Origin of the sequence: Citrobacter sp. wls619 (assembly GCF_005281345.1) — a bacterium.
Taxonomy (GTDB): Bacteria; Pseudomonadota; Gammaproteobacteria; order Enterobacterales; family Enterobacteriaceae; genus Citrobacter.
The window spans coordinates 81,502-107,166 of record NZ_SZXJ01000100.1 but is presented as its reverse complement, the minus strand read 5'-3'; the positions used below and the strand labels follow the sequence as shown (position 1 = coordinate 107,166).

General features: G+C 50.4%; 25 protein-coding genes, 1 tRNA gene and 1 pseudogene. 10 read left to right on the top strand and 17 right to left on the bottom strand.

Annotated elements, in window-relative coordinates:
- Window positions 1-36 precede the first annotated feature (36 nt).
- Window positions 37-942: a LysR substrate-binding domain-containing protein gene (locus FDX19_RS22405; protein WP_137384468.1), complete on the bottom strand. Its 906-nt coding sequence runs from the start codon at window positions 940-942 to the stop codon at window positions 37-39.
- 109 nt (window positions 943-1,051) lie between these two features.
- Here FDX19_RS22405 and FDX19_RS22400 point away from each other — a divergent pair, with 109 nt between their 5' ends.
- The 3 genes and pseudogenes from FDX19_RS22400 to FDX19_RS25565 form a co-directional block, all read left to right on the top strand.
- Window positions 1,052-1,678: a LysE family translocator gene (locus FDX19_RS22400; RefSeq protein ID WP_137384447.1), complete on the top strand. Its 627-nt coding sequence runs from the start codon at window positions 1,052-1,054 to the stop codon at window positions 1,676-1,678.
- Between the two features lie 217 nt (window positions 1,679-1,895).
- Window positions 1,896-2,153, top strand: coding sequence for a YjhX family toxin (locus FDX19_RS22395; RefSeq protein WP_048212521.1), 258 nt, complete (start codon window positions 1,896-1,898; stop codon window positions 2,151-2,153).
- Window positions 2,154-2,189: 36 nt separating this feature from the next.
- A pseudogene (locus FDX19_RS25565) lies at window positions 2,190-2,378 on the top strand (SAM-dependent methyltransferase); the annotation flags it as partial.
- Window positions 2,379-2,434: 56 nt separating this feature from the next.
- Here FDX19_RS25565 and FDX19_RS22385 read toward each other — a convergent pair.
- Window positions 2,435-3,004 (bottom strand): DJ-1/PfpI family protein, encoded by a 570-nt coding sequence (locus FDX19_RS22385; protein WP_305764231.1) that lies wholly within the window; start codon window positions 3,002-3,004, stop codon window positions 2,435-2,437.
- Window positions 3,005-3,221: 217 nt separating this feature from the next.
- Between FDX19_RS22385 and FDX19_RS22380 the strand changes: the two genes are divergently transcribed.
- The 6 genes from FDX19_RS22380 (at window position 3,222) to FDX19_RS22355 (ending at window position 10,491) form a co-directional block, all read left to right on the top strand.
- A complete protein-coding gene (locus FDX19_RS22380; RefSeq protein ID WP_137384445.1) occupies window positions 3,222-3,758 on the top strand; it encodes a M48 family metallopeptidase in 537 nt (178 codons plus the stop codon).
- 208 nt (window positions 3,759-3,966) lie between these two features.
- The gene (locus FDX19_RS22375; RefSeq protein WP_137384467.1) at window positions 3,967-5,619 is read left to right on the top strand and encodes a sensor histidine kinase; all 1,653 of its coding nucleotides are present in this window, start codon (window positions 3,967-3,969) and stop codon (window positions 5,617-5,619) included.
- Window positions 5,612-6,310 (top strand): response regulator, encoded by a 699-nt coding sequence (locus FDX19_RS22370; RefSeq protein ID WP_137384444.1) that lies wholly within the window; start codon window positions 5,612-5,614, stop codon window positions 6,308-6,310. The genes FDX19_RS22375 and FDX19_RS22370 overlap by 8 nt, the downstream gene beginning before the upstream one ends.
- Window positions 6,311-6,493: 183 nt before the next feature.
- Window positions 6,494-7,582, top strand: a complete 1,089-nt coding sequence (locus tag FDX19_RS22365; protein WP_137384443.1) for an ABC transporter substrate-binding protein — start codon at window positions 6,494-6,496, stop codon at window positions 7,580-7,582.
- 76 nt (window positions 7,583-7,658) lie between these two features.
- Complete coding sequence (locus FDX19_RS22360; RefSeq protein ID WP_137384442.1) at window positions 7,659-9,428, top strand: iron ABC transporter permease; 1,770 nt, start codon at window positions 7,659-7,661, stop codon at window positions 9,426-9,428.
- Window positions 9,421-10,491 carry an ABC transporter ATP-binding protein gene (locus tag FDX19_RS22355; protein WP_137384441.1) on the top strand — a complete coding sequence of 357 codons (1,071 nt, stop codon included), beginning with the start codon at window positions 9,421-9,423 and terminating at the stop codon, window positions 10,489-10,491. The genes FDX19_RS22360 and FDX19_RS22355 overlap by 8 nt, the downstream gene beginning before the upstream one ends.
- Before the next feature lie 391 nt (window positions 10,492-10,882).
- Here FDX19_RS22355 and FDX19_RS22350 read toward each other — a convergent pair whose 3' ends face one another.
- The 9 genes from FDX19_RS22350 to FDX19_RS22310 form a co-directional block, all read right to left on the bottom strand.
- The gene (locus FDX19_RS22350) at window positions 10,883-13,327 is read right to left on the bottom strand and encodes a S8 family peptidase (RefSeq protein ID WP_023225875.1); all 2,445 of its coding nucleotides are present in this window, start codon (window positions 13,325-13,327) and stop codon (window positions 10,883-10,885) included.
- Between the two features lie 18 nt (window positions 13,328-13,345).
- Window positions 13,346-14,329 (bottom strand): AAA family ATPase, encoded by a 984-nt coding sequence (locus tag FDX19_RS22345; protein WP_023246052.1) that lies wholly within the window; start codon window positions 14,327-14,329, stop codon window positions 13,346-13,348.
- Window positions 14,330-14,675: 346 nt separating this feature from the next.
- Complete coding sequence (locus tag FDX19_RS22340; protein WP_023225877.1) at window positions 14,676-14,948, bottom strand: ogr/Delta-like zinc finger family protein; 273 nt, start codon at window positions 14,946-14,948, stop codon at window positions 14,676-14,678.
- Entirely contained in the window at window positions 14,948-15,709 is a 762-nt protein-coding gene (locus FDX19_RS22335) for a septation initiation protein (protein WP_137384440.1), read from the bottom strand. The genes FDX19_RS22340 and FDX19_RS22335 overlap by 1 nt, the downstream gene beginning before the upstream one ends.
- 400 nt (window positions 15,710-16,109) lie before the next feature.
- Window positions 16,110-18,782 carry a TOPRIM and DUF927 domain-containing protein gene (locus FDX19_RS22330; RefSeq protein ID WP_137384439.1) on the bottom strand — a complete coding sequence of 891 codons (2,673 nt, stop codon included), beginning with the start codon at window positions 18,780-18,782 and terminating at the stop codon, window positions 16,110-16,112.
- Window positions 18,779-19,162 carry a DUF5375 family protein gene (locus FDX19_RS22325; RefSeq protein ID WP_137384438.1) on the bottom strand — a complete coding sequence of 128 codons (384 nt, stop codon included), beginning with the start codon at window positions 19,160-19,162 and terminating at the stop codon, window positions 18,779-18,781. Before FDX19_RS22325 ends, FDX19_RS22330 begins: the two co-directional genes overlap by 4 nt.
- Window positions 19,159-19,443, bottom strand: a complete 285-nt coding sequence (locus tag FDX19_RS22320) for a hypothetical protein (RefSeq protein WP_001011721.1) — start codon at window positions 19,441-19,443, stop codon at window positions 19,159-19,161. Before FDX19_RS22320 ends, FDX19_RS22325 begins: the two co-directional genes overlap by 4 nt.
- A 31-nt stretch (window positions 19,444-19,474) precedes the next feature.
- Window positions 19,475-19,834 carry a hypothetical protein gene (locus FDX19_RS22315; RefSeq protein ID WP_023225880.1) on the bottom strand — a complete coding sequence of 120 codons (360 nt, stop codon included), beginning with the start codon at window positions 19,832-19,834 and terminating at the stop codon, window positions 19,475-19,477.
- Window positions 19,827-20,003, bottom strand: coding sequence for a host cell division inhibitor Icd-like protein (locus tag FDX19_RS22310; protein WP_024148073.1), 177 nt, complete (start codon window positions 20,001-20,003; stop codon window positions 19,827-19,829). The genes FDX19_RS22315 and FDX19_RS22310 overlap by 8 nt, the downstream gene beginning before the upstream one ends.
- A gap of 130 nt (window positions 20,004-20,133) precedes the next feature.
- Between FDX19_RS22310 and FDX19_RS25215 the strand changes: the two genes are divergently transcribed.
- The gene (locus FDX19_RS25215) at window positions 20,134-20,307 is read left to right on the top strand and encodes a hypothetical protein (RefSeq protein ID WP_164519984.1); all 174 of its coding nucleotides are present in this window, start codon (window positions 20,134-20,136) and stop codon (window positions 20,305-20,307) included.
- Between the two features lie 27 nt (window positions 20,308-20,334).
- Here FDX19_RS25215 and FDX19_RS25720 read toward each other — a convergent pair whose 3' ends face one another.
- From FDX19_RS25720 to proB, 6 genes are all read right to left on the bottom strand, one after another.
- On the bottom strand, window positions 20,335-20,574 hold the full coding sequence (locus FDX19_RS25720; protein WP_323368235.1) for an AlpA family phage regulatory protein: 240 nt from the start codon (window positions 20,572-20,574) through the stop codon (window positions 20,335-20,337).
- 185 nt (window positions 20,575-20,759) lie between these two features.
- Window positions 20,760-21,584 (bottom strand): hypothetical protein, encoded by an 825-nt coding sequence (locus FDX19_RS22300; RefSeq protein WP_023225881.1) that lies wholly within the window; start codon window positions 21,582-21,584, stop codon window positions 20,760-20,762.
- Entirely contained in the window at window positions 21,581-22,771 is a 1,191-nt protein-coding gene (locus FDX19_RS22295; RefSeq protein ID WP_137384437.1) for an integrase arm-type DNA-binding domain-containing protein, read from the bottom strand. The genes FDX19_RS22300 and FDX19_RS22295 overlap by 4 nt, the downstream gene beginning before the upstream one ends.
- Window positions 22,772-22,935: 164 nt before the next feature.
- Window positions 22,936-23,011: transfer RNA gene (locus FDX19_RS22290), tRNA-Thr, on the bottom strand.
- Between the two features lie 114 nt (window positions 23,012-23,125).
- Window positions 23,126-24,379, bottom strand: a complete 1,254-nt coding sequence (gene proA, locus FDX19_RS22285) for a glutamate-5-semialdehyde dehydrogenase (protein WP_137384436.1) — start codon at window positions 24,377-24,379, stop codon at window positions 23,126-23,128.
- An 11-nt stretch (window positions 24,380-24,390) separates the two neighbouring features.
- Window positions 24,391-25,494 (bottom strand): glutamate 5-kinase, encoded by a 1,104-nt coding sequence (gene proB, locus FDX19_RS22280; protein ID WP_137384435.1) that lies wholly within the window; start codon window positions 25,492-25,494, stop codon window positions 24,391-24,393.
- Window positions 25,495-25,665: the final 171 nt, after the last annotated feature.

Genomic DNA, 25,665 nt, shown 5'->3' with positions numbered 1-25,665 from the left:
ATAATGAGAATTGTTATCAATATGACATTCGCCGGGTTATTCCAGCCAGAGCAGTTCTGCCATGTCAGCCTCGGGCGCAGCTTCTTTTAACCAGCGATACAGCAACTCAATATTTCGAAGCCGGGTTGACGCTTTTGGCCAGACGAGGTAATAGCCGTCTCCTGTCGCGACCGCCTGTTTAAACGGTAACGCCAGCATCCCACTCTGAATAGCCGTCAGGCTTAAGAGCAGATCGGCGACCGCTACCCCATGCCCGCTCATTGCCGCAAGACTCCCCTGTTCCAGGGTGTCGAACACGTTGCCACGTGACAGGTTCAATGCAGGAAACGCTCCGCTACGCTGCAGCCAGCGACGCCAGTCGCGGCGATCGGCAGAAGGATGAATCAATTCACAGGCGGCGATATCACTTTGCGCCTGAGCCTGCAACGCAGGCGCGCAGACCGGGATAAGCCACTCCTGAAACAGCAAACGACTGTCCGTATCCTCACCAAAATAACCATTCCCCAACAGGATTGCACAGTCATATGGTTCGCGACTGAATGCGACGGAATCGGTGTCCATCCACACGCTGGAGATTTCAATCACCGGCGTTGGATGGGCTTCCCGGAAATGGCGCAGCACATCCAGCAGCCAGCGCATGGTCAACGTTGAGGGAGCTTTCAACCGCAGCTCATGACTGCTGCGACGAAAAGCATGGCAGGCATGTTCTAAACTCTGAAATCCGACCGTCAGCTGTTGCGCTAACCCCTGTCCTGAAGGCGTTATCTCAATACGGGGGCCGCTACGAACAAACAGTTCGCAGCCAAACCAGGCTTCCAGTGTGCGGATATGACGGCTTACCGCACCAGGCGTGACGTTCAGTTGAATAGCCGCTTTACTAAAGGACCCCAGACGGGCAGCAGCTTCGAAAGCTCTCAGGGCATACAGCGGGGGTAGCGTCATCATCGGCTTCTATGTTGAGTTTTACTCACAGTAGAGCGCAGTTTTATTCGTTTTTCAATGTGACACACAGGCGGAATACTGATGAAAAATAACGTCAGGATCATCAGATATGAATCTCGCTTTACTGGCTGTATACAGCCTCTCGGTGCTAACACTGTTGCTAACGCCTGGCCCTGTTGTGGCGCTGATTACCGCGACGGCGGCACAGTACGGCTATCGCCAGGCCTTTATGACGCTATGCGGAACGAACGGCGCTTCATTGCTACTGCTTGCGCTCGCTGCGCTGATGCTGGCAGGGGTGGTATCGCTCTCTCCTCTGCTGCTGTGTGTGCTGGGTATCGCCGGATCGCTGTATATCGGCTATAGCGCGTTTTGCAGCCTGCGGGCAAGAAATCAAGCCGCCAGCGAAGGCTTTCGCCAGCCGTCTCATGGGGGATTTATCAACGGTTTCCTGATTGGCGTGTCAAACCCGAAAGATATTCTGTTTTTCGTTTCATTCTTTCCCCAGTTCATCACCATTACACATAATTTCGCCACCAGCATGCTGGTACTCACGCTGGTATGGATCATTTTTGACGTTGCCGTTCTGTCGTTTTATATCGTGATGTTCAAACGCTGGATGCCCACGCGGTTTATCAGAGACAGCGTTTTTATCTCGTCCCTGTTCCTGCTGGCGGTAGCGGTGTTTGGCATTATCTATAATGTGGCCGCACTGCGGTTACAGATCACAAATTAGCGTCACAAGGGTTCCCCTCGAGGGACTGCCTGTTATCATTCAGCATGTAAATACCTTTCAACTCAACCCGAGGCTTTGATGCTGGAGAATGTCATCATCAGATAATCAGTTTGCCGACCTTATCAGGCCGGACTGGTTATCAATGCGCCGAAATCGAATGCAGACACCGCAGTGTGTTTGCACGTTTTGCACATGATGATTAAACAGGTTTTCCAGTATGAATTTATCCCGTCAGGAACAACGTACCTTACACGTTCTCGCCAAAGGTGGCCGCATTGCGCACGTCCGCGATAGCGCTGGCCGCGTCACATCCGTTGAATGTTATAGCCGCGAAGGATTGCTGCTCTGCGACTGCACGCTTGAGGTGTTTAAAAAGCTCAGAACCAAAAAATTGATCAAATCCGTCAATGGCCAGCCCTACCGCATCAACACCACCGGATTAAACAATGTTCGCGCCCAGTTAGATAATCGCTAAGGAGAGAGTGATGGATATTCCCAGAATTTTTACTATTACTGGCGTCAAATACCCGCTACGAAAGATATTGCCCAGGCATACGAGGCAGTTCGGTGGCTGGAGGTGAACCCAAACGATGACTTTACGCAGGAAGTCAGAGAGCAACTGAGGACGTCACCGGGACGCCATGTCACCTTCACCTGGGAATATCTCGGCTGGGGAGTATTCGCACTCATGCAACGGTAATTTTTTGCAGTCGGTATAGCCGGATGGGTTATACCGACCTGCAAAGCCAGTACCCGTTACTTCATTAATACTTCAACAAATTTAGCCAACCAGGCAGGATGAGCAGGCCATGCCGGCGCGGTAACCAGATTGCCGTCGACGTGCGCCTGGTCAATGCCGATATCGGCATAATGCCCACCGCTTAACCGAACTTCTGGCGCACACGCTGGATACGCGCTGCAGGTCCGGTTTTCTAACACTCCGGCTGCCGCCAGCAGTTGCGGGCCATGACACACAGCGGCGATAGGTTTGCCCGCGGAGTTAAAGTCTTGTACCAGTTGAATGACATCCGGATTCAGACGCAAATACTCCGGCGCCCGCCCACCAGGGATCAACAAGGCGTCATAATCCGCCTCGCGCGCATCAGAGAAATTCGCATTCAAGGTGAAGCGATGTCCTGGTTTCTCACTGTAAGTCTGCGCCCCATCAAAATCGTGAATGGCGGTCTGAACATAGTCACCTTGTTGTTTATCCGGACAGACGGCATCAACCCGGTGACCGAGCATTTGCAGAGCCTGGAAAGGCACCATCGTTTCATAATCTTCGACATAATCCCCGACCAGCATCAGAATCTTCTTCATGCACATCCCCCACTCACGGTTATTAATAATGAGAAATAACGGCCATCTTTACTATAGTTCACACGACTCGGGACATTACTAAATACCGCAGAACAATCGGCTGGATCAGCGGTGTATTAAAAATAAACGGCAGGTCAATTTATAGGCATCGATAATGAATAAAGCATGGTCTGCGCGGTTTACAGCATGCAAGAACCTTCACTCATACCGAGAGGACAGGACCATGAAGATGCACGCCATGACGAAAATACTGCCGTTGATTTGCCTGATCTCAGGCGGGCTGCTCTACTCTGCTGCAGCCAGCGCCATGGGCAATGACGATACCACCACACCAACATGCCCGAAGGGTCAGGTTTACGACAACAAAACCCAAAAATGTTTGCCCGAAAAAAGCAGCATGATCGACGATCAGGATAAAACGCAGTATGCGTATCACCTGGCGAAAACCGGCCATTATCAGGATGCCATCAATTTACTCGATACCTTACAGCAGCCCAATACGCGTGAAGCCTGGAACTATCGAGGCTATGCGACGCGCAAGTTAGGGCGTACGGATGAAGGGATAAGTTACTACCAACGATCGATTGCCCTTGATCCGCACTATGCGAAAGTGCGCGAATATCTTGGGGAAGCATGGATGGTTAAAGGCCGCCCCGACCTGGCGAAAGCAGAGCTGGCAACCATTAAGACTATCTGCGGCACCCAATGCGAAGAGTATCGCGATCTGAAAGCAGCGATCGACGGACACCCAGAGTCATAGACCGGAAGATCCAAAAAAATCACCGTCAACGATGCGCATTTTCAATGAATACAGCCGTTGGATCGCATCGTCGACATACCGTTTATTGCCTCAGAAATTCGCGGAGAATGTAGGCAGTTCACAACTCTGTCGTCCCTCGATTACGGTTCGTATTTTCGCATGATAGGCTTTTCAGATGACCCTTTCTGCTCTGGCCGCTGCGGACTACATGAAACTCAGATTGTCCTTTCAGGTAAAGCTGTTCCTCTCACTGGTGGCTTTTTCCTGCCTTCTGCTGGCGCTGCTTGGCGTATTGCTGTTTCACTTTATCGACCGCCAGTTGCACCACGATTTGGGCCAACGCGCGCGGGTACAGGCCAGCGAAATTGCCCTGATTCCCGGTCTGGCAGAAAAAGTTCAGCAGCGGGATATTCCCGGTATCGCACAACTGATTCAGCCGCTGCGCGCCGAAAGCGACGCCAGTTATATTGTGATTGGTGATGCGCGTGAACAGCATCTTTACCACTCAGAATCCCCGGAGCGCCTTAACCTGCCGATGATCGGCGGCGACAATGCTGACGTACTGCAGGGCAAAACCATTATCACAGTGCGTAAGGGCGGGATCGGTGTCTCGTTACGCAGTAAGGCACCTATTTTCGATAGCCATCATCAGGTAATCGGCATTGTCTCCGTCGGTTACCTCACCTCCTACATCGCCAATATCAACGCCCTCCTGCTGTGGCGCACCGGAATGTACGGCCTTGCCCTGCTGCTGCTGCTGTTTATTTTTTCCTGGTTACTGACCCGCACGCTGAAAAAACAGATGTTCGGCCTGGAACCCAAAGATATCGCCCAGTTGGTGCTACAGCAAAAGGCGTTACTGGAGGCCATGTACGAAGGAGTATTTGCGGTGAATGCCGATAAACAGCTAATACTCATCAACCGCGCCGCCAGGGAGATGCTCAATATTCGCCAGAGTGAACAAGCGTTGCTCGGCAAGCCGCTGGATGAGGTGATTCAACTGCCACCGTCGTTTTTCGCGCCAGGCAATACCGCTTATGACAGCCGCCATCACGATCATATTACCGTCCTGAATCAACGGGAAACCATCGTCAACCGCGTGGCTATTGAAGTTGAGCCGGGAACCCAAAGCGGTTGGGTATTCAGCTTCCGCGATAAGAACGATATCAATACGCTCAGCAGTCAACTCAGCCAGGTGACCCGCTATGCCGATAACCTGCGCATCATGCGCCACGAGCAGCTTAACTGGACGGCGACGCTCGTCGGCCTGCTGCAGATGCAGCGCTATGACGACGCGCTGCGTTATATCCAGGTACAGTCAGAGGGAGCCCAGCAGGTGCTGGATTTCCTCTCCAGGCAGTTTGTCTCTCCGGCGCTGTGCGGCCTGCTGCTGGGGAAATATGTCGGTGCCCGCGAGAAAGGTGTTGAGCTGGTTTTCGACCCCGCCTGCCAGCTCTCGCGCCTGCCGGAAGGGCTGAGCGAAACGGAGCTGATGTCGGTAATTGGTAATTTGGTGGACAATGCGGTCGATGCCACGCTGAAAACGCCAGCACGTACCGCGCCGGTGGAAGTGTATATATCGGATCGCAACCACGAACTGGTGATTGAAGTGGCTGACCGGGGCTGTGGCGTTGATGAGGCCATGAAGCCGCATATTTTTGAGCAAGGCTTCACCAGTAAACCCACTGACAGCAGTGAACTCACCGGTTCAGAACATGGTATTGGCCTGTACCTGGTCGCAGGCTATGTTCGTCGGGCCGGTGGCAGTATCGAAATAAGCGATAACATCCCGCAGGGTACCGTATTTTCGGTTTTCATCCCGTTCCAGATTTCACTTTCAGCAGGACCTTCCCATGACTGATATCCGCCCTCTTGAGGTTGTTATTGTTGAAGATGAGCCACATCTCGCACAGTTGCATCGGGAGTTTATTGAGCAAAACTTCCATCTGCGCATCGTGGGGATCGCGGGATCGCTGGAACAGGCCCGCGAGCTGATCCTCCGTCATCGGCCGCGTCTGCTGTTGCTGGACAACTATTTGCCGGACGGCCAGGGCGTTGAGCTTATTGATAGCCCGCTGCTCAAACAGTTTGAGTGCTCGGTGATATTCATCACCGCCGCCAGCGATATGCAAACCTGCAGCCATGCTATGCGCAGCGGCGCGTTTGACTACCTGCTAAAACCCGTGTTTTCCCACCGTCTGCGGGCCTCGCTGGAGCGCTTTATGTTGCTGGTACACACTCTGCGCCAGGTAAAGGTTGTTGACCAACATGCACTGGATAAACTGTTCAATTTACCCGCGGGTGAGGCATCAACCCAGCCATCAACAAAGGGTATTGAACCGGCAACGCTCGAGCGGGTGAAACGTATTTTCAGCGAACATCCTGACACCAGTTGGTCAGTCGAACAGGTGGTGGAAGACGCGGGGATCAGCAAAACCACGGGGCGTCGCTATCTGGAGTATTGCGTGGAAATTGGTTTTATTGTGATTGAGATTCAGTATGGGAATATTGGGCATCCAAGGCGGCTGTACCGCAAAGCCGATCGGGGATAAGTGCTGTAGCGCAAAAAACGAGGAGGATTACGCGCCGCTCTCACGGTTTCTATGGTGTTAATTACCGAAACAACGCCAACAATCACATTTCCACCAGCCGGCTCTCTCTCCCCTCTTGTCTCTCCCCTCCCATCCGCTATGTTGACTTTTAGTTCCTCAAATGTAATTAGAAGGTTAATAATAATGGCGAACACATTCCGCATCTCTCTGATCTCTGCTGCTGTTTTCATGTCGTTTTCTGCCCTGTCCGCGCTGCCGCAGGGGTATCCGGCTGACTACCAAAAGGTGGTTGATGCCGCCACCAAAGAAGGCAAAGTCGTGGTTTACTCCACAACGGATACTAAAGCGGCGGGGCCGCTGATTCAGGGTTTTGAAGCCACCTATCCGGGCATCAAAGTTGAATATAACGATATGAACAGCACCGAGCTGTATAACCGTTATATCAGCGAACAGGCTGCCGGCGGCGGCAGCGGTGACGTCATCTGGAGCTCCTCCATGGATACCGCGATGAAGCTCGCGACCGACTATGCCATGGAGTACGTTTCAGCAGAGCAGAACCAGCTACCGAAATGGGCGGTCTGGCACAACAAAGCCTACGGCACCACCTACGAGCCGGTGGTGTTTATTTACAACAAGCGCCTCATCCCGGCGAACGAGGTTCCGGATTCTCACGCCGCGCTGGCAAAGCTGATTGCAGGCCAGGTGGATAAATTCAAAAGCAAAGTCACCACCTACGATATCGAAAAATCCGGGGTTGGCTTCATGCTATCGGTGCTGGACTACAAGGCCGATCCAAACTACTTCAAAACATTGGCTGACGTGGCGAAAGGCGGGTTAGCCGTGCAATCGTCCACCGGTACGATGATGGAGCGGGTTTCATCGGGTGAAAACCTGATTGGTTATAATATCCTCGGCTCTTACGCCGAAGCGCGTGCCAAAAACGACCCGTCACTGGGCATTTCCTATCCGAAGGACTACACCCTGGTACTGTCACGAGTGTCTTTCATCAGCCAGCAGGCAGAACATAGCAATGCCGCCAAACTGTGGCTGGACTATGTGCTGTCTGAAAAAGGGCAAAACATCCTCGCCAACCAGGCCGATATTCCGTCTATACGTAACGATATCGATGGTAAAAATGACATCGACGGTATGACCAAAATGCTGGGTAGCGCGCTGAAGCCGATCCCGGTTGATGAGTCATTACTTGAATACCTGCAACCGAAAAAACGTCTGGATTACATCAAACAGTGGCGTGAAGCCGCGGCCAAATAAGAGCCAGAACCGGGCGCACGGTTCACTGGTGCGCCTGGTGCTCGTTTCCTGAATACGTGTTACCGGATCTCCGCTTATGAATGCATTACGCAGAAAGTGGCAAAGCTTGCCGCGTGGCATCGTCGTGCTGTTAACCGCGCTGGTTATCTACACGCCGTTGTCGTTCATCGTGATACAGAGCTTTTTGTCCGCGCCGTTCTTCTCGCCGGCAAAGGACTGGAGCCTTGAATCCTTTGGCTTTATTTTTACCGACCCTGACTTCTATAAAGCGCTGAAAAGCGGTTTTATTCTCGCATTCGGTCTGGTCATTATCGCCATTCCTCTGGGCGGCATACTGGCCTTCCTGATGGTACGTACCGACTTACCGGGTAGACGTCTGATTGAGCCGCTGATCCTGGTGCCTATTTTTGTTTCACCGATGGTGCTGGGTTTTGGCTATGTGGTGGCCGCAGGCCCGGTGGGCTTCCTGTCGCTGTGGACGCAGTCGCTGATTGGCTTCGTGCCGTGGAACATCTACGACATGTCGAGCATCGTGGTGATTGCGGGTCTGACGCACGTGCCGCACGCCTATCTCTATATCTCCTCGGCGCTGCGTAGCGTCAGTTCGGACGTGGAAGAAGCCGCGCGTATCTCCGGCGCTTCCCCGCTGCAGGTGATGACCTCGGTCAGCCTGCCGATGGTTCGCCCGTCTATTCTGTACGCCGTGGTGCTGCTGTTTTTCCTCGGTCTGGAAGTGTTTGGCCTGATGCTGGTACTGGGCGATCCGGAAGGCAACATGGTGCTGGCAACCTACCTGTATCAGTTGACCAATAAACTGGGTACGCCGTCGTATCACCTGATGGCGGCCGTTGCCGTGGTGCTGATCTGCCTGACCATACCACTGGTCATGCTACAGCGTCGCCTGATGCGTACCGCGAACCGCTTCGTCACCATGAAGGGTAAAGCCTCGCAGGCCCGCGCGTTACCGCTGGGTAAATGGCGCTGGATAGCGGGTACTGTGGTCGCGTTTTGGCTGACCATCACCATTGGCGTACCGTTGATGGGCGTGGTGCTGCGTGCGTTTATCTCCAACTGGGGTGTGGGCGTTTCGCTGTGGGATGAGCTGTCCCTCAGCACCTTCCGTACCATCTGGGAACAGCCGAACCTGCTGCGGGCCATCGTTAACTCCATGGCGATTGGCGTGATTGGCGGCGCGCTGGCGGTGGGCTGCTATCTGTTTATCGGCATCGCCATGCACCGTAAACCGGACAACACCACCCGCTTCCTCGACTACAGCGTGCTGGTTCCCCGTGCGGTGCCGGGCCTGCTCGCCGGTCTGGCGTTTCTGTGGGTGTTCCTGTTCTTGCCGATGTGGCTCGATAACGCACTGAAATCCGGCTGGCTTTCCGGCATGCCGTGGTCGCAGTGGCTGCGCGATAACCTGATTGTCTGGCTGCGCTCGTTACGCAGCACCATGTTCAGCGTCTGGCTGGCGTATACGGTGGTGTGGATGGCCTACGGCCTGCGCCTCATCTCCTCAACCCTGCTGCAAGTAGGGCCAGAGCTGGAAGAAGCGGCTCGCAGCACCGGTGCGACACGTGGGCAGATCACCCGCCACGTCACCATTCCGCTGTCGCGCTACGGGCTGATTGGCTCCTGGCTGCTGATGTTCCTGATCTTTGAGCGCGAGTACTCAACGGGCGTCTACCTGCTGTCGCCGGGCACGGAGACCATCGGCTCGATGCTGGTATCTCTGTGGGCGGCAGGCGCTATCGATATCGTTGCGGCGCTGTCGTTTATCAACATTGTGTTGGTGGTGATTGGCCTGGGTATTGCCCTACGTTTTGGAGTGAAATTACATGATTGAATTATCGGTCGAGAACCTGCACTTAACCTACGGTGATAACCCGGTGCTAAAGGGCGTGACCATGGACCTCAAACGGGGCGAAGTGGTTTCGTTACTGGGACCGTCCGGGAGCGGTAAAACCACCCTCCTGCGCGCGGTGGCCGGGCTGGAAAAACCGACACAAGGGTCAATTACCATCGGCAACAACAAAGTCTACGACGGCACCCCGCGCAGCGAAATCCCCGCCGAGGAGCGCAACCTGGGGCTGGTGTTCCAGTCCTACGCTCTGTGGCCGCATAAAACCGTATTTGAGAATGTGGCCTACCCGCTGAAGTTGCGCAAAGTCTCCACCGCAGAGATCAACCAACGGGTACAGGGGGTGTTGGATCAACTGGGCCTGGGACATCTGGGTAAGCGCCATCCGCATCAACTTTCTGGCGGTCAGCAGCAGCGCGTGGCGATTGGCCGTGCGCTGGTCTACAACCCGCCGGTTATCCTGCTCGATGAGCCGTTATCCAACCTTGATGCAAAACTGCGGGAAGAAGCGCGCGTATTCCTGCGTGAGTTGATTATTAATCTCGGGTTGTCCGCGCTGATGGTGACGCATGACCAGGGAGAAGCGATGTCGATTTCTGACCGCATTCTGCTGCTCAACAACGGCAAAATCGAGCAACAGGGTACGCCGCAAGAGATGTATGGTTCCCCAAAAACGCTGTTCACCGCTGAATTTATGGGCAGCAACAACCGTCTGCATGGCAAAGTCACTGAAGTGCGTGACGGCAAAGCACGTATTGAAGGACGTGACTGGGTTCTGTGGGGTCAGGCGGGCGACGGTGTTCAGGTTGACCATGAGGGCACCGCGGTGATCCGCGTTGAACGTGTGGTGCTGGCCGACGGACCAGGCGAAAACCAGTTGGCTCTCCCGTTGCTCACCAGCATGTATCTCGGTGACCGCTGGGAGTACCTGTTCCGCACCGTGGCTGATGATTTTGTCATCCGCGCCTACGGCAACGAAGTACGCGATCCGCAGCACTGCCACCTGGCCTTACCCGAAAAACATGTTTGGGTGTTCCCAAAATCCTGATGCCAGAAGGGAGCGGCTGTCGCTGCTCCTTTTTCTGCAGGAAGGATAGCGGTAATACAGAAGATATATTTGCGTACAATGAGATGATGATGCTGCTTATCGTGCTGATGACATCAGACGGGCTGGGCCTGGTACAGAAAAGGGTAAAAAATCAGTGCGAAGAAATAGAGAAATGGTGCGATAATAGGAGAAAAACAAAAACTTAAACCATTGTATTTATTGATGTAAAATATAAATCGATAACTAAATGCCCCCAGAAATGCCCCCATAGAATGTTATAAATACACTGGAAGGTACGTTATGAACGTTCCTACTATTGGCCCCCAAAAATCAGTAGATTTACAACATATGAAGATCACACCAGCCATTTCCATATGGCTGGTGTATCGGATTAAAGTTCAATTACGCTCTCTATTTCTGTATCTACTCTTAATAACTGACTAATTTCGTTGTGTATTTCTAAATTGTTTTCTTTAGTTTCAATAGAAATAATTAAGCTAAATCTTGCAATGCTAGATTGTCTATTTTCTTTTTTAAGTTCCTTCCACCATCCACTTACAGGATAAATAGCTATGAATTTTTTGTCAGCTAATTCTAATGCTGTTCCACTCCAAATATCGCTATGAATAGAACCTCTATTCCTTAAGGTCGGTCCTAATAACCATTGGCTAGAATCACTTTCACCAGCATCAAATTCTTGATTATCCTCTTTGAATTTTTTGTTTATTCTTGAAACAAACTCTCCTGACTCTTCACCTGGACTATTAAAATCAAATCTTAAACCGAAAGATCCATATTTATATTTGTTATCCCAGCCTCTCTCACCTGGATTAGGCTCTACAAAATAAGATAACGTTACTCTTAACTTTACATCCTCGCCACCAATTTTCTCTAATTCAGAAGAAGGCCATGGCAAAGAGTAAAGAATCATTTTATTTAAGGTGCCATCAACTGTGTAAGGCTGAATTGTATCTTCAACTATCAAATTAACAGACTGATCGCCGCTTGATACTGCTTTAGCTAAATTTGGGCAGCCATAACCTGACATTCTTAAAAGGGATTCAACATTCTGTTTTGTACGCAATGGGGCATGTCTTTCAAGTAATTTTCTTGGCCATGTAGCACTATGAACAACTAGTGCCCGAATCGTTTCTGGCCAATAATTTGGATATTGACCCCATAGTCTAGAAATGAAAAATGCAGCCATACCTGTAGCCGCGCTTGTTTCAGAGAAGCTACTAAAATATTCTCCGCGAGTGAAATCATGAGAGAGAGTTAATAAACTAAGCTCTTCTAAATTTGCCGTAAAATTGAGATCTTTATCATAACCAAAATTCCCTCCCTCAAAAACGACATCAGGCTTATAAGGTGAGGTATTTTTCCATATTCTTGATGTTGTCGATGAAGGACCTAGATCAGTTAATTCAGCTATAACATCATAACCGGGCGTTATAATATTGTCTTCGCTTGCCCAATATCCAATTGTTAAAGCATTATATGAGTTAGCGGGATCTTCAATTGAATAAGTAATATTTGCATCCGGATAATCAGAAATTAGATTAGGTGGAAGATTGCCTGCAGATAATATAAATAATCTTTTCTCTGGATCATCAGGACTACCTGCAGCAAGTCTGTCGATTGCTGCGGACCAACTAGTAGGCATCCCTCTTAAAGTATTTGGAGAGGACACAGCCATCGTAAATATCCGACGTTCTGAGGGTTGTTTGGCTTCTATATTGTAGATAGCATCAGTGGTAATAGCGCCATAAAGTTGAGGCTCATTTACGCCAGTATCAGGTAAAATTTTAGCTGACTCAATAACTCCACTTATCGGCAATTCTTTAGATTGTATTGCGTATTTAAGATCACCAAATAATGCTAATCCAGCAATACCGGTTCCATGACCTTTTAAATCGCTATTCGCCCACTGAGGTTCGGCTACAACTAGTGCATTTTGATTTACAAATGTATTAAGCAGTGGGTGCTGAGAGTTGATACCTGTATCAAGTATGCAAATAGGAATTAATGTATTTAGTTTTCGATAAGTCATACCATTAACCCACTGAAAAGCTTCAGCTGGTTTCAAATCAAGAAAATCTACACTCACAGCTTTCGAGGGCCGAACTTCCGAAATAATCTCCGTCATTTGTTGAAGCAGCATTAACTGATGCATAGAAGCACAGACTATTTTTACAACTCTATCTTTAAAACTAAGCGTGCCTTGTTTAACTGTTATCCCTAACTGACCACATAGTTGTTCAAATTTATTAAGAAGTATTTCTGGTTCTATATCACTTGAGTCCAACCATAACTCAAGATCGTGTATCTTATAGATATCATCAGGGAACTCATCTTGACTAAACCATAAAGCCCGAAAATTGCCATATTCTATATTAGATATAGATTCTATAAATGGTTGATTCTTCGGGTTACCTTTTTTTGTATTCTCAGTAGCATATTCTTTCAGAATCTTTTCAAGTTTAGAAAAACCGTCTACGGGCACAGAAACGTTTGCCATTGTCATACCATCTATAGTATTAACAGACATTATTTTCATCCCATTTGCATCTAAACTTTTTAAAACCATTCGTTCTTTAATTTCTGGATTTTCTTGAAAGGTTATTACGACCTTTTGAGGTTCATTTCCTTTACCTACTAACATCTCCACTGTTTTCTTTCTTTCATTATATATATTTATAGCAGTCTCTAAACTATGCCTCACTTTTGCAAAGTGGGCATTTCTATTCACCGGGCTTTTACCCTTTTTCGGGCCCCCAGTAACTGGTTTATAATCAATAAGTTGCTGTGGTAAGTCGATTTTAATGTGAGCCTTCATAATTCAGTCCCTATGTAATTATTTATATGCTTTTCTCTCTTCTAAAACCTTTTGAAGGTCTGTTTGATCAATTTTATTTAAGTTATTGATAATGGCAAACTTTATCGCATCATCACAACTTTTTGAAACCTCTGAGTAACTTAGCCCCTCAGCGCTACTCAACAAACTTCCCCACTCTTTTACGTTTAATTCAAAAGAATGATATTTTGACTTAATTAATTCAATTAAATTATCTTTTTCAGGCAAAGAATATTCGATCACATCATCAAACCTACGATATAAAGCACTATCTAGAATTTCTTTATGATTCGTCGCACTAATAATCAAACTATCAGAATGATGCTCATCTAATAATTGCAGAAAAGTATTTAAAACACGGCGAATCTCACCTACATCATTATGCATGCTTCTTTTTGAACCTATTGTATCGAACTCGTCGAACAAATAGACTCCTCTATTCATATTGATATATTCAAAAATACTTCGTAGTTTAGACGATGTTTCTCCCATAAACTTCGTTATAAGAGAATCCATTCTTACAGTAAAAAGAGGAAAATGTAATTCATGAGCAATAACGCTTGCCGTTAATGTTTTACCAGTACCTGGTGGACCATATAGTAGTAAATGTCTTCTCGGGACAAGACCATACTGCCTAATTTTAGATGCATTTTTATTCTCTTCTAAAAAACGCAATATCTTATTCCTGACGTCATTTGAAAGAATGACATCTGAAATTTTATTAGTCGGATGAGAAACAGTAAAAAGATCATTAGAGGAATGATTTATTACAGCAGTGCTCGACGAAAGTACTCGAGGGTAATTGTTCCCTTCGTTAGCTTGTAACTTAGCCTTTTCTACAAGTAATCTCAACTCATCGGCGAATTTTCCATGGCCTATCTTTGCTTCATGAGCTGCAATCTGTAGTACTACAGTCAAAAACTTGCGATCATCGCGTGCGATAAAATTTTTTACTAACGCTTTTAGTTGGTTTGCACTAGCCATGATTTAGTCCTGGTTTAAAGGCATTTAAAATTGTTTGAAAAGCCCCTCATGATCATATCATTACAGACTTACTTCAATCCAGAAAGCAGCATCAAACAATTAAACAAAATTAGTCAGCGTGCGCAGCCCCCCACGCCTGCCCGCTTCGCTTAACAGAATGGTTTTCATGCACCCAGTAAATCGTCTCAGGAGCCGCCACACAAGGGCTTTCGCGTCAAAAATGATGCATTAGACTCATGCGTTTTCATGCGCCATAGACATGCACTCATTCGCTCTCAGGCCAGCCAGGAAAAAGGCGTAAAAAATCCCGGTGCCGGGCCGGGATTAGGTAAGCGTTTTTTGCTAATCAGACAGGGATTTGCTGGCGGCTTGATAACTTTGATGCAGAGCCATAGCGATTGAGCGTTTTCAGTTGTTTTTCCGGCACTTGTACTTTGTCTGATTCCTGTTCATTACGACGGGGTTTCATAATTATCGTATCCACACTTTCCAGTGCGGTAAATGTACAGGAACATTCAAGATTCTGGCACTGATACCATGAGCGTTTAACCGATGGTGCTTCATAGGCGGAGGTTCTGGCGTGTGCCGTAGTGCCGCATTCGGGACATTTAAGTGCCATCAGATACCCTCCGCGGCTCGGTTACGTTTTTGCAGTTCTTCACGTTCCTGCCGGATCTTCATTTTATGAAGGGCCGCCGGAGAGGGAAGTTTGCGGAAATCAGCAAGGGCAGCATAATCCGGTGCAACACCTGCCAGTTTAAACACAGGGTCCTGTTCCGGCATCGCAGCGTTAGTAAGAGCCGGTTTGGTGATATGTTTGTGAATAAAGTCTTTCAGTACTGTGCCCGGGTCATTAACTGAATTCACCACCCCCACAACGGCACTGGCTTCCCGCCCCATTGTGGTTTTGAGCAGGCTCAGTGTCTGGATTAACGCCTTACCATGCGACTGCATGAAGTCTTCCCAGATTTGCTTTGCGCGAATTTCCACAAGGGTGTTATGTGCGCTGATATACTGCCCGGCTAATTTCCCGGCTTCCTGCGGTAATAAGGCATTTTCGCTTTCCTGAGCTGCCAGCAGTTCATCAAAATCCTCAAGCGTTTCTCGTCCCAGCGCAATTTCCGTGCGCAGTTTTTTCATTTCCTTTGAGACTACGCCCTGGCTTTCACGAAACAACGTGCGCCACTCCTCATTCAGGGCGTTCGTCGTGGCTTCCATTTCAGCGCGGCGCTGGCGGATAGTTGCAATATTATCCGCAGCCGCTTTCTGCCGACGACGTGTTTCAAGCCATGCACTTCTGGCTGTGTTCAGGGTTTCCAGTGCCCGCTGCGTTACAGCCGGAAAAGTGGAAAGGTTGTTATTCTCTGCTGGGTTGTTCATGACTTCTCCTGTCGGGTTGCTTCGTTACGTCAATTGTGTCGTGGCTGACACAAGCGCACTATCGGTGCTCAGTGTGTGGTGGCTGGTACAACGGGCGTTTGCGGTTATTCAGGCATGGCTATGAAAGCCAGCCAGATAAAAATGCCTCGGTTTCAGTCTGCGTTATGTCCCTGATGCGGTGGAACAGGTGAAACAGGTGTTACAGCATTGTTTTATAAAGTATTTATATGCACAGCACAGGTGGAACATCGCGTGTAACAGGGTGGAACAGCGGATCGGCTGGCGTTCCACCTGTTCCACCTCACTATTTCAAAAGGTGGAACAGGCTCAGCCCTTGTAAAATACGGTTGTTCCACCTGTTTCACCTGTTACCCTAAATAAATAAGACTCACGCAAAGCCTTAACCCGGCACCTCGCTGTTGAAGACATAGAGTCTGCGGGGATTCATCTCTGGCGGGCGAATGGTTGTCTGGAGCTTTCCGTCGGCAGAAGGCAGCAGATATCCACGATCCGCGCACAGACGCGCCACCTTGCGCGGGTCAAATCCCCGGCAGATTTCTTTCCAGCCAGATGGCATGACGTAGAACGTGGTGACGGCTTCCGTCCCCTGCGCGGTACTGCCTTTCTCCACCCTGCGCCAGCCCACCATATTGCCGGGGCGGTTGCGCTCGTCGTGCCAGTCTGCAAAGCGACTGTACTGATTCGCGGTAAAGAAGCTGCGTACCTGCTCCAGTGCAGCAATATCTTCCTGGTTGGCGGTGTGCCCGCGATCTTTCAGCCATGCGTTCAGGCAGACGCGGGTTGCCCGCAGCGCTTCCCCCTCAGGCCAGCCGGTGATACCCAGCCGGGTTGCCAGCTCGCCCGCCATCGCCACCAGTGCAAAGCGGTTGACGGCCCGGCCCACCTGATTTCCCGCATCTTTCGGGGTCAGGGCTGCGGTATATTCCTTCATCAGTGACTTTGCCTGTGCCGTCAGCCCGTTAAGGTCAGCGGTCAGGGCTTTCAGCCACTCCCGGAACGGCGAACCGTAGTAGCTGGAGGTGGCCCACTCCAGATGTTCCGCCAGTGCCTTGCCGCTGTCGAAGCCGTGCAGCACCTCAAATACGCCAAATTTCCCGGAATCGCTGGGGATCTGGATCATCCTGACTTCCATCCCGGCAAAGGTACGCTCACCAGCTTTTGCCGCATGTTCGGTCAGTGACAGCTCGCCGGTTGAAAAGAACAGCAGCCGCCACTGCTTACGGGTGCGCAGCTCACCGTCCGTACCGGCACGGCCCTTGCCCTGACCGTTTGCCAGCATGTAGGCGATATTGCCTGCCTCGCGTCCGTCCACCTCCCGGATCTCATCGAGCATCATGGCGGCATCGTTGCGGCGGCTGGCGCATCCCTCCAGCGCGTTGCCGGTTGCCCGCCACGTCTGCCAGTAGTCAGGCCCGCCGCAGACGGAGGTTGCCGCTTTCATTGTGGTGGTCTTACCGTCCGTCGATTCCCCCTTGAGGTGGTAGCCGCCGCCGTCCATACCAACCAGCCGTAACAGGGGGGCAGCAAACGCCAGACTGACGGCAAACGCCACGCGGGAGTTGCCGGTGCAGTAGCGGGAAACGTGCTCCCGCCATTCCTCCGTTGTGCCCGACACGCGGAAATCGCGACCCTGCACGGAAGTGGTCTGGAGAATGACACCCTCTGCACCTTCACCGCTGACCTCATCCTGCAGGACGTAAACCTGACCATGCCAGCCGGTGCGGCTGACGCAGGTCACGCGGCGTTCCGGTTTACAAAGAGAGATATATTCCATCAGGCGTGCGCGGGCCTCACCGGTGGTGCTGATATAGGACAGTCCGTTGACCAGCAGTACCCGGCGCAGCTCCTCACCGCTGCCGCTCAGCATTTCCATCGGCATCGCCCAACGGCGGCGCTCACCCCACGTATCTTCCCACTCCAGCAGTCGCCCGAAGTTACCGCCATCGGCATCGCAGGTGATTGCCGTCACGCGCAGCGGGTTGCATATTTTGACGTTCTGGATCTCCGTCTCACCGTTGCGCTGTACCTGCTTTTCATACCAGAGGTATTCCTGGGTTAGACGGAACCCGTGCGGCAGCTGCGTGCGGCCCTCCCCGCACAGCACCAGACCGTTACGAAAGGCTTCGCGGGCGCGGGTAATACCGTGCTCCCGATGGAAATCATTCCAGTCGGCCTTAATCTCTCCCGGTGGCAGCGTCATCCAGCCGCCAACGGCTTTTGCCGCCCGTTCAGCAAAAGATCTGCCGGGATTCTCGCCCCCGTCCTGAAAATCGTTATCACCGGCGATGATAATTTTCACCTCAGGCCAGCGTGCCCGCAGCGCCTGTGCGACGTTGGGCAGGTTGCCCGCAGATATGGCAGCCACTACGCATCCGGCGGTGATCTGGCTTACCGTCAGCGCCGTGGCGTAACCTTCGGTAATCACCACCTGTACCGGTGGTTCAGACGGTAACGGGCTGAGCGCCACAAACGCGCCTTTCATCGTGCTGCCGGGCAGTATGCTTTTTTCACCCGTCGGGGCGATAAGCTGCGCACCGGTCACGGCTCCGGCGTTGGTGGTGAGCGGTAACAACAGGGAGCCGGCAGGAAAATCCTTACCGCTGATATGCTGCACGCTTCCGGTCAGGGAGGCCGGATATCCGGCAAATCCTTTTCCGGTCAGATAGGGGCTTTCTCCCGTGTGGCTCTCTTTCATCAGCGCCGCCACGGTAAGGCTCATATCGCGTTTAGGGGCTTTTTGCCTGGCGGGCTTAACAGGCAGTTCCTGCACAGCCGGCACATTAAGCACCTGCGCCACCTCCTGCGCGGCCTTTCTGACGCCGTAACCGGTCATGAGCTTAACCAGATCCAGACCGTCACCATTACCGCACTGGCTGCAAATCCACGTCCCGCGCCCGTCAAGGTCATCGAGGCGAAAACGATCCTTGCCCCCACATTTCGGGCAGGGACCGTGCCTGCCGTTTTCAGGTACATCAATACGCAGCATCTGCAGAATAACGGGCCATTTCCCCCGCGCGGCGGCTGAAATCTGCGTAACCGTCTGTGTTGTCATACTTCCCCCTTATGCAGCGCCACACCCGTGCTGCAGAAGTCATCAAAGGCCGCCGGAAGCGTGCGATACAGCTCCGCCATCACTTCACAGCCGCGCACAGTCAGTACCGGCGGCGCGGTCAGCAATGATGGTTCCAGCATGTCAGTCAGCAGCGCCAGCGCCGCCGCTGCTCCCTGTGCTTCGCCATATTCGTTAATCAATGCGCACTCGATATGCAGGGCAATGGCCATTTCAATACGTTCAACCGTCAGGCTGTGCGGACCATATTGATCGCAGCCGGTTTCAGTCAGCGCTTTCTGGCGCCATGCCGATGCAATAGCCCGCCGGTAAAGCGCAGTAGTCATTTCTGCCGGAAAAATAGAAACCTGCGGCTGGTTCATTGGGTGCCTCCTTCAATCAGTTCGCAACTGTGCGCAATATCCGTCAAATCTGCCCGCAGGTACTCCATCAGCGCGGCAATGCCTGGCGCACAGCCTGCATCCAGCGTTCCGCCCTGAGACGGGTATTCAGAAAAGAGAAGCTGGAGCATGTCGCAGGCATTTCTTGCGCGAGTCAGCTTTCCGAAACCGTCCTCTGACAATCCATAGGCAAAAGCACCGGTATTGTGTTTTTCAGGCAAAGTGTGGCCCTGAGCACTGTTGTGCCCGTTTGAAAAATTCATTGTGGATTACTCCGTTTTCAGCGGCGTTTTGTCAGAGAAACTTTGAATAGTGATTGTCGTCAGGTTCAGCAGAACGCCGTATGCTGCGCTCCCGCCAGCGGGTAAATACCACAGACGGATGCAATGTCAGCGGGCCGGAGCCACTACCGCCTGCCGGAGCTGGTGAAGGTTTAAAGAGCGGCGCATCAAACAGGCGCGTATACCGCTGTTCAAACCATGCCAGAGGGCAGGAAGAAATCTGGTTGTCGCTGTCATAACGTATCAGCACTTCTCGGCTGAATTCAGGATTAGCCAGTGCCACGGAGGGAGTGGCTTCCATTAATCGGATAATGGTGACGGTCCAGCCATGTTCATGCTGCCAGCGTTCGCCGGGTTGCGGATAATTACGCATGTTCACCTCCACATGGAATGCGACCGGCAAAGCTCAGCACGTAGTCCGGGGCAAGTCTGCGTCGCGCTGAGCGCTCGTTATCTACGATGTTCCTTAACATCACAGGACGAGCATTGCGTTGACTGCGGTTGATCGCAGCAAATAACCAGGTACACTTCTGTTTAGCCATCTTCGTTACCTCTTTTAACGGTGGTTAAATGCTCGAGCGGTGTTCCAGCACTCTCGGGCATTGCTTTTATAGGCTTTCTAGCTCTACAATGGTAATTACCATGTAGGCATCATATGTTAGGGTAATTACCATGTCAACACCACAAGAAAAACGCTCTCCTCCATTCCAAATGCGTCTTAACGAAGATTTCAGGTTGCAGCTTGAAAATGAAATGCGCAAAGATGGAGATAACGCATTGGCATCTTGGATCAAGAGAATTTTACGTAAAGAGCTTCAATTACGCGGAATTGAGCCTAAAGGCTAAGCCGTTGGCTATTAATAAAATTAAACTCTACTGAATTGTGGGAGTAGACGCTAAGGTATTCCCACTTTTAATGTTTCTTGCCTTTTCCCTCATTCCTTCAAATTTCTGCCCAGAGTTTTCTTCGAACCCATCTCTCCACGTATAATAATCAGCTGCGCGCCAACGCGACATCCGTCCTATTTTTATAGGTTTAGGGAAACGATTTAAAGAAATCAACCGATAAATCCATTTATCACTTAGTAAGCAATCTGATGTAATAAACTTCATATCGATCAGAGAATCCATTGAAGGTCGTTGCAAAGTAGTATTGTCATGCTTGGATAACATTCATCATTCTCCGTTTATCTAAGTCTATTGGCTTCAACACGGAAAATTAAAACACATGTTATACATGAGAAAAATGTGACTAATGATAAAAACCCAAAATCATTAGCCACAACAATTGTTAACCTTCAGTTAAATTTTATATTTTTCATGCAGCTACGTAGCAAACCTACAACAGTATCATAGCTCAAAGGCGGCTCTCCGGTCTTAGGCCAGAACTCACTGGCGTGTTGAAAAAGATAATCAGCTATCGCTGCTGGACTCTCTCTTCTTAACCTCATATCACGATGATAGAGCGCAATAATAGCCATGAGTATTTCAGCTCGAGGAACTGCATGCTTTTGTTTTTGCGCTTCAGATTGTGATTTATATTTGTTGGTGTTTTTTATCCTCTTTTGCTCACATGATACTAAATCAATGAATTTTTGAATCTGTACTTTTGTAATCCACAAAACCTCAAAAAGATAATAATTTTCTTTTTCATCATAATTAACATAAAGCATTGCCTTACAATTTACATTAGGTATGCCTGCTACTAGAAAATGCAGAGGCCAGGAATCCGGTTGCCCTTCATGCTTAACTAACAGATCTTTATATTCATAATCAACAGCCCACAAACCGGATATGAAGCATCGAATAAAGCCATTCTTATCAATTAAATTATTTTCATCAGGAATTCTTATAGAACTTAAATCTGACAACATAATATTGCCATTTCTGTCTCGTGGTAAAAATTTCAGATTAGATAAGAACCCATCCATTTGACCATCGATCTTCAAACCACATGAAACATCATACTCATCATCATGAAATTCCATGCATAACTCTACATCTCGTTCTCTAGCAAACCAGAGTATATCCTTTTCATTACAACCAATTATTTCTGAAGCTTCATCTAATTGGTAGTAATCTCTAAGCAGAGAATCAGTATTATTAATTTTTAAAACATTCATTTATGAGTACCAACTAGCTCAGATAAATAATTAGCATACCATTGCATCATTTCTCTTCGCCCTTCGAGATATTGGGCATGGTTATAAATTCCACGAATAGAATTTTTGTCCAAATGAGCAAGCTGGGTTTCAATCCAAGCGCTGTTAAATCCTTTCTCATGTAGAATCGTACTCATCGTATGCCTGAAACCATGCCCCGTAACACGTCCTGCATATCCAATACGTTTAAACACCTGATTAATACTTGCTTCACTCATAAATTTGCTAGGATCGTTACGCCCAGGAAACATCAAAGGATAGTTTCCAGTCAGTTCCTTTAAGGTTTCAAGAAGGGCTAATGCTTGTTTTGAAAGCGGCACAAGATGCGCACGACGCATTTTCATGCGTTCTTTTGGTATCTCCCAAAGAGCGTTATCAAAATCAATTTCACACCATTCAGCGGCGCGTAGCTCACCCGTTCTCAGTCCAGTCAGGATAAGTAAATGTGCTCCTAGCACAACAATCGGGCTTCCTGTATAGGCATTCAGGGTGGTAAAGAACTCGGGTAACTCGGTGGCTTTAAGGAAAGGATAATGGGCGGCTTCGTGGCCCTGCATTGCGCTGGCGAGATCCGGTGCAGGATTGTAAATTGCTCGCCCTGTTACGATGGCATAACGGAAAACTTCTCCACATCGCTGGCGGACTTTCTTCGCTTTTTCCATCGCACCTCTGGCTTCTATCAGTCTCAGCACCTCCAGTAGTTCGAGGGGTTTAATATCCGCAATAGGTCGTTGCCCGATATGGGGAAAGATATCCTTCTCGAAGGCCTCAAGGATGTCGGAAGCGTAGCCCTCTGACCATTTTGGCGACTTCATCTTGTGCCACTCTAACGCTACCTCTTTGAACGGGTTGACTATCTCAGTGGCAGAGGTCAAAGCCAGCTTCTTCGCTTTCTTTACTTCGCCTGGATCGTTACCTGCTGCGAGTAATTTCTTTGCGTCTTCGCGCTTTTGCCTAGCATCGGCAAGGCTGACAGCTGGATAGACGCCAAAAGATAAGCGTTTTTCTTTACCCGCGAAGCGATACTTCATTCGCCAATATCGTGAACCATTGGGTTCTACTTGAAGATACAGGCCGCCGCCATCAGCGAGCTTATAGCTCTTCTCTTTTCCTTTGGCGGCTTCAACCTTACGAGCATTCAGCATCATTGGGGGCACATTTCCTAGACCGAACAGAGCATGCCCCTGATTGTGCCCCCAATTGCATGTTGATTTCAAGAGACAAGGGTTGACCTCAGATGACTGAAAACAACGTAATATATATGTTTTTAAAGGATTTTGTTGATGTTGGTTGACTTGAGAAAACTAGGGGATGGTGCCGATAATAGGAGTCGAACCTACGACCTTCGCATTACGAATGCGCTGCTCTACCAACTGAGCTATATCGGCCCTGATAAGGACATGTCCACGAATGCGAACACGGGGTAGAAGGTTAAAACTAACCGGGCGATGCGTCAATGGCCTTGTGAATCAAACGCCTATTTTTGCATCACCCGGTTTCAATTACGCACGAATCGTGTCGTCACCAAAGCCAATCCACTTGTAAGTGGTCAGTGCTTCCAGCCCCATTGGGCCACGTGCGTGTAATTTTTGCGTGCTCACGGCGACTTCCGCGCCAAGTCCAAACTGACCGCCATCGGTAAAACGGGTAGAGGCGTTTACGTACACGGCGGAAGAATCAACTTCATTCACAAAACGATCGGCGTTGTGCAGCGTACGCGTCAGAATCGCATCAGAGTGCTGGGTGCCGTGTTCGCGAATATGGGCAATGGCGTCATCCAGATCGGCGACAATCTTCACGTTCAGATCCAGCGATAAAAACTCATCGTCATACTGTTCCGCTTTTACCGCCACGACGTTTGCCGGTCCGGCCTGCAATGCGGCCAGCGCAGCATCATCTGCATGAAGCGTCACGCCGCTTTCTGCCATTTGCTGGCTTAGAGCAGGCAGGAAGCGCTCAGCGATACTCTGATTCACCAACAGTGTCTCGACAGTGTTACACGTGCTCGGACGCTGGGTTTTGGCGTTGACGATAATCTTCAGCGCCGGGGCGATCTCAGCCGTATCATCTACATAGATATGACATACGCCAATACCACCGGTGATCACCGGGATAGTCGACTGTTCACGACACAGCTTATGCAGGCCCGCGCCACCGCGTGGGATCAGCATATCGATGTACTTATCCATACGCAGCATTTCAGCGACCAGCGCGCGGTCCGGATTATCTATCGACTGCACCGCTGCTGCGGGTAAACCGCAGGCTTCCAGCGCCTTTTGGATCACCGCCACGGTCGCGGCGTTGGTCCGGTACGTCTCTTTCCCACCGCGCAGAATTGCCGCATTACCGGTTTTCAGGCACAGGGAAGCAACATCAACAGTGACGTTTGGGCGCGCTTCATAAATCACGCCAATCACACCCAGCGGAACGCGACGACGCTCCAGACGCAGGCCGCTATCCAGCAGACCGCCGTCAATCACCTGCCCGACCGGGTCAGCGAGATTACACACCTGACGTACATCGTCAGCAATCGCTTTCAAACGCGCAGGAGTCAGCGCCAGGCGATCGAGCATCGCTTCGCTCAGGCCGTTAACTCGCGCCTGCTCAACATCTTGTACGTTCGCGCTGAGGATGCTTTCTGTTTGCGCTTCCAGTTCATCAGCAATGGTTTCCAGCACGCGATTTTTTTCACGACTGGAGAGTAGCGCCAGCTTGTATGACGCAGCTTTGGCAGCAATGCCCATTTGTTCCAGCATATGCCTGTTCCTTAACGGGTGATCATATCGTCGCGATGGACAGCAACCGGACCGTATTCGTAGCCCAGGATGGTGTCGATCTGTTGTGAGTGGTGCCCGGCAATACGGCGTAGCGCATCACTATTATAGCGAGTGACGCCATGGGCAATATCACGCCCTTCGAGGTTGCAGATGCGGATCACTTCACCACGAGAGAAGTCGCCTGTCACGCTTTTAATGCCTTTTGGCAGTAATGAGCTGCCGCGTTCCAGAATCGCTGCGGTTGCACCCTCATCAACGGTAATCTCCCCGGCAGGCGGAGCGCCGAAAATCCAGCGTTTACGGTTCTCCAGCGGAGAAGCCTGCGCATGAAAACGGGTACCGACAGAAACGCCGTCCATCACATCGCCAATGACGCCCGGCTTGCTGCCTGCAGCAATAATGGTGTCGATCCCGGCGCGGCACGCGACATCGGCAGCCTGCAGTTTTGTTCCCATGCCGCCGGTTCCCAGCCCCGAGACGCTATCCCCGGCAATGGCGCGCAGCGCATCATCAATACCGTGCACATCTTTGATCAACTCAGCCTGCGGGTTAGTACGCGGATCGGCGGTGAACAGACCCTGTTGATCGGTCAACAGCAGCAGCTTATCGGCACCCGCCAGGATCGCCGCCAGCGCCGAAAGGTTGTCGTTATCACCGACTTTAATTTCGGCGGTCGCCACTGCGTCGTTCTCATTGATGACGGGAACGATGTTGTTATCCAGCAGCGCGCGTAGCGTATCGCGGGCGTTAAGAAAGCGCTCTCTGTCTTCCATATCCGCACGCGTCAGCAACATCTGGCCGATATGAATACCGTAAATTGAGAACAGCTGTTCCCACAGTTGAATCAGTCGGCTCTGCCCTACCGCCGCCAACAGCTGTTTCGACGCTATCGTCGCCGGAAGCTCTGGGTAACCAAGATGCTCACGTCCGGCGGCAATCGCGCCCGAGGTAACGATAACAATACGATGCCCTGCGGCATGGAGCTGCGCGCACTGGCGAACCAGTTCGACGATATGGGCGCGGTTCAGGCGGCGCGATCCGCCCGTTAACACACTGGTGCCAAGTTTTACCACCAGCGTCTGGCTGTCACTCATGATTCTCTGCCATTCAAAATTGGGGAAAATGATATCAAACGAACGTTTTAGCAGGACTGGCCCCGGTTGCCAACAGCCAGCGCACAAAGCATGAAATTTTATTGCGCAGGATCAGCAAGCGTAGCGGCAGATTTTGACGCATTTATTACAGACACAAAAAAACATTCTTTT

Bases quoted from the DNA above. Each gene is read 5' to 3' on its own strand.
- FDX19_RS22405 (WP_137384468.1), bottom strand. From the start codon at position 942: ATGACGCTACCCCCGCTGTATGCCCTGAGAGCTTTCGAAGCTGCTGCC.
- FDX19_RS22400 (WP_137384447.1), top strand. From the start codon at position 1,052: ATGAATCTCGCTTTACTGGCTGTATACAGCCTCTCGGTGCTAACACTG.
- FDX19_RS22395 (WP_048212521.1), top strand. From the start codon at position 1,896: ATGAATTTATCCCGTCAGGAACAACGTACCTTACACGTTCTCGCCAAA.
- FDX19_RS22385 (WP_305764231.1), bottom strand. From the start codon at position 3,004: ATGTGCATGAAGAAGATTCTGATGCTGGTCGGGGATTATGTCGAAGAT.
- FDX19_RS22380 (WP_137384445.1), top strand. From the start codon at position 3,222: ATGAAGATGCACGCCATGACGAAAATACTGCCGTTGATTTGCCTGATC.
- FDX19_RS22375 (WP_137384467.1), top strand. From the start codon at position 3,967: ATGAAACTCAGATTGTCCTTTCAGGTAAAGCTGTTCCTCTCACTGGTG.
- FDX19_RS22370 (WP_137384444.1), top strand. From the start codon at position 5,612: ATGACTGATATCCGCCCTCTTGAGGTTGTTATTGTTGAAGATGAGCCA.
- FDX19_RS22365 (WP_137384443.1), top strand. From the start codon at position 6,494: ATGGCGAACACATTCCGCATCTCTCTGATCTCTGCTGCTGTTTTCATG.
- FDX19_RS22360 (WP_137384442.1), top strand. From the start codon at position 7,659: ATGAATGCATTACGCAGAAAGTGGCAAAGCTTGCCGCGTGGCATCGTC.
- FDX19_RS22355 (WP_137384441.1), top strand. From the start codon at position 9,421: ATGATTGAATTATCGGTCGAGAACCTGCACTTAACCTACGGTGATAAC.
- FDX19_RS22350 (WP_023225875.1), bottom strand. From the start codon at position 13,327: ATGAAGGCTCACATTAAAATCGACTTACCACAGCAACTTATTGATTAT.
- FDX19_RS22345 (WP_023246052.1), bottom strand. From the start codon at position 14,329: ATGGCTAGTGCAAACCAACTAAAAGCGTTAGTAAAAAATTTTATCGCA.
- FDX19_RS22340 (WP_023225877.1), bottom strand. From the start codon at position 14,948: ATGGCACTTAAATGTCCCGAATGCGGCACTACGGCACACGCCAGAACC.
- FDX19_RS22335 (WP_137384440.1), bottom strand. From the start codon at position 15,709: ATGAACAACCCAGCAGAGAATAACAACCTTTCCACTTTTCCGGCTGTA.
- FDX19_RS22330 (WP_137384439.1), bottom strand. From the start codon at position 18,782: ATGACAACACAGACGGTTACGCAGATTTCAGCCGCCGCGCGGGGGAAA.
- FDX19_RS22325 (WP_137384438.1), bottom strand. From the start codon at position 19,162: ATGAACCAGCCGCAGGTTTCTATTTTTCCGGCAGAAATGACTACTGCG.
- FDX19_RS22320 (WP_001011721.1), bottom strand. From the start codon at position 19,443: ATGAATTTTTCAAACGGGCACAACAGTGCTCAGGGCCACACTTTGCCT.
- FDX19_RS22315 (WP_023225880.1), bottom strand. From the start codon at position 19,834: ATGCGTAATTATCCGCAACCCGGCGAACGCTGGCAGCATGAACATGGC.
- FDX19_RS22310 (WP_024148073.1), bottom strand. From the start codon at position 20,003: ATGGCTAAACAGAAGTGTACCTGGTTATTTGCTGCGATCAACCGCAGT.
- FDX19_RS25215 (WP_164519984.1), top strand. From the start codon at position 20,134: ATGTCAACACCACAAGAAAAACGCTCTCCTCCATTCCAAATGCGTCTT.
- FDX19_RS25720 (WP_323368235.1), bottom strand. From the start codon at position 20,574: ATGAAGTTTATTACATCAGATTGCTTACTAAGTGATAAATGGATTTAT.
- FDX19_RS22300 (WP_023225881.1), bottom strand. From the start codon at position 21,584: ATGAATGTTTTAAAAATTAATAATACTGATTCTCTGCTTAGAGATTAC.
- FDX19_RS22295 (WP_137384437.1), bottom strand. From the start codon at position 22,771: ATGATGCTGAATGCTCGTAAGGTTGAAGCCGCCAAAGGAAAAGAGAAG.
- proA (WP_137384436.1), bottom strand. From the start codon at position 24,379: ATGCTGGAACAAATGGGCATTGCTGCCAAAGCTGCGTCATACAAGCTG.
- proB (WP_137384435.1), bottom strand. From the start codon at position 25,494: ATGAGTGACAGCCAGACGCTGGTGGTAAAACTTGGCACCAGTGTGTTA.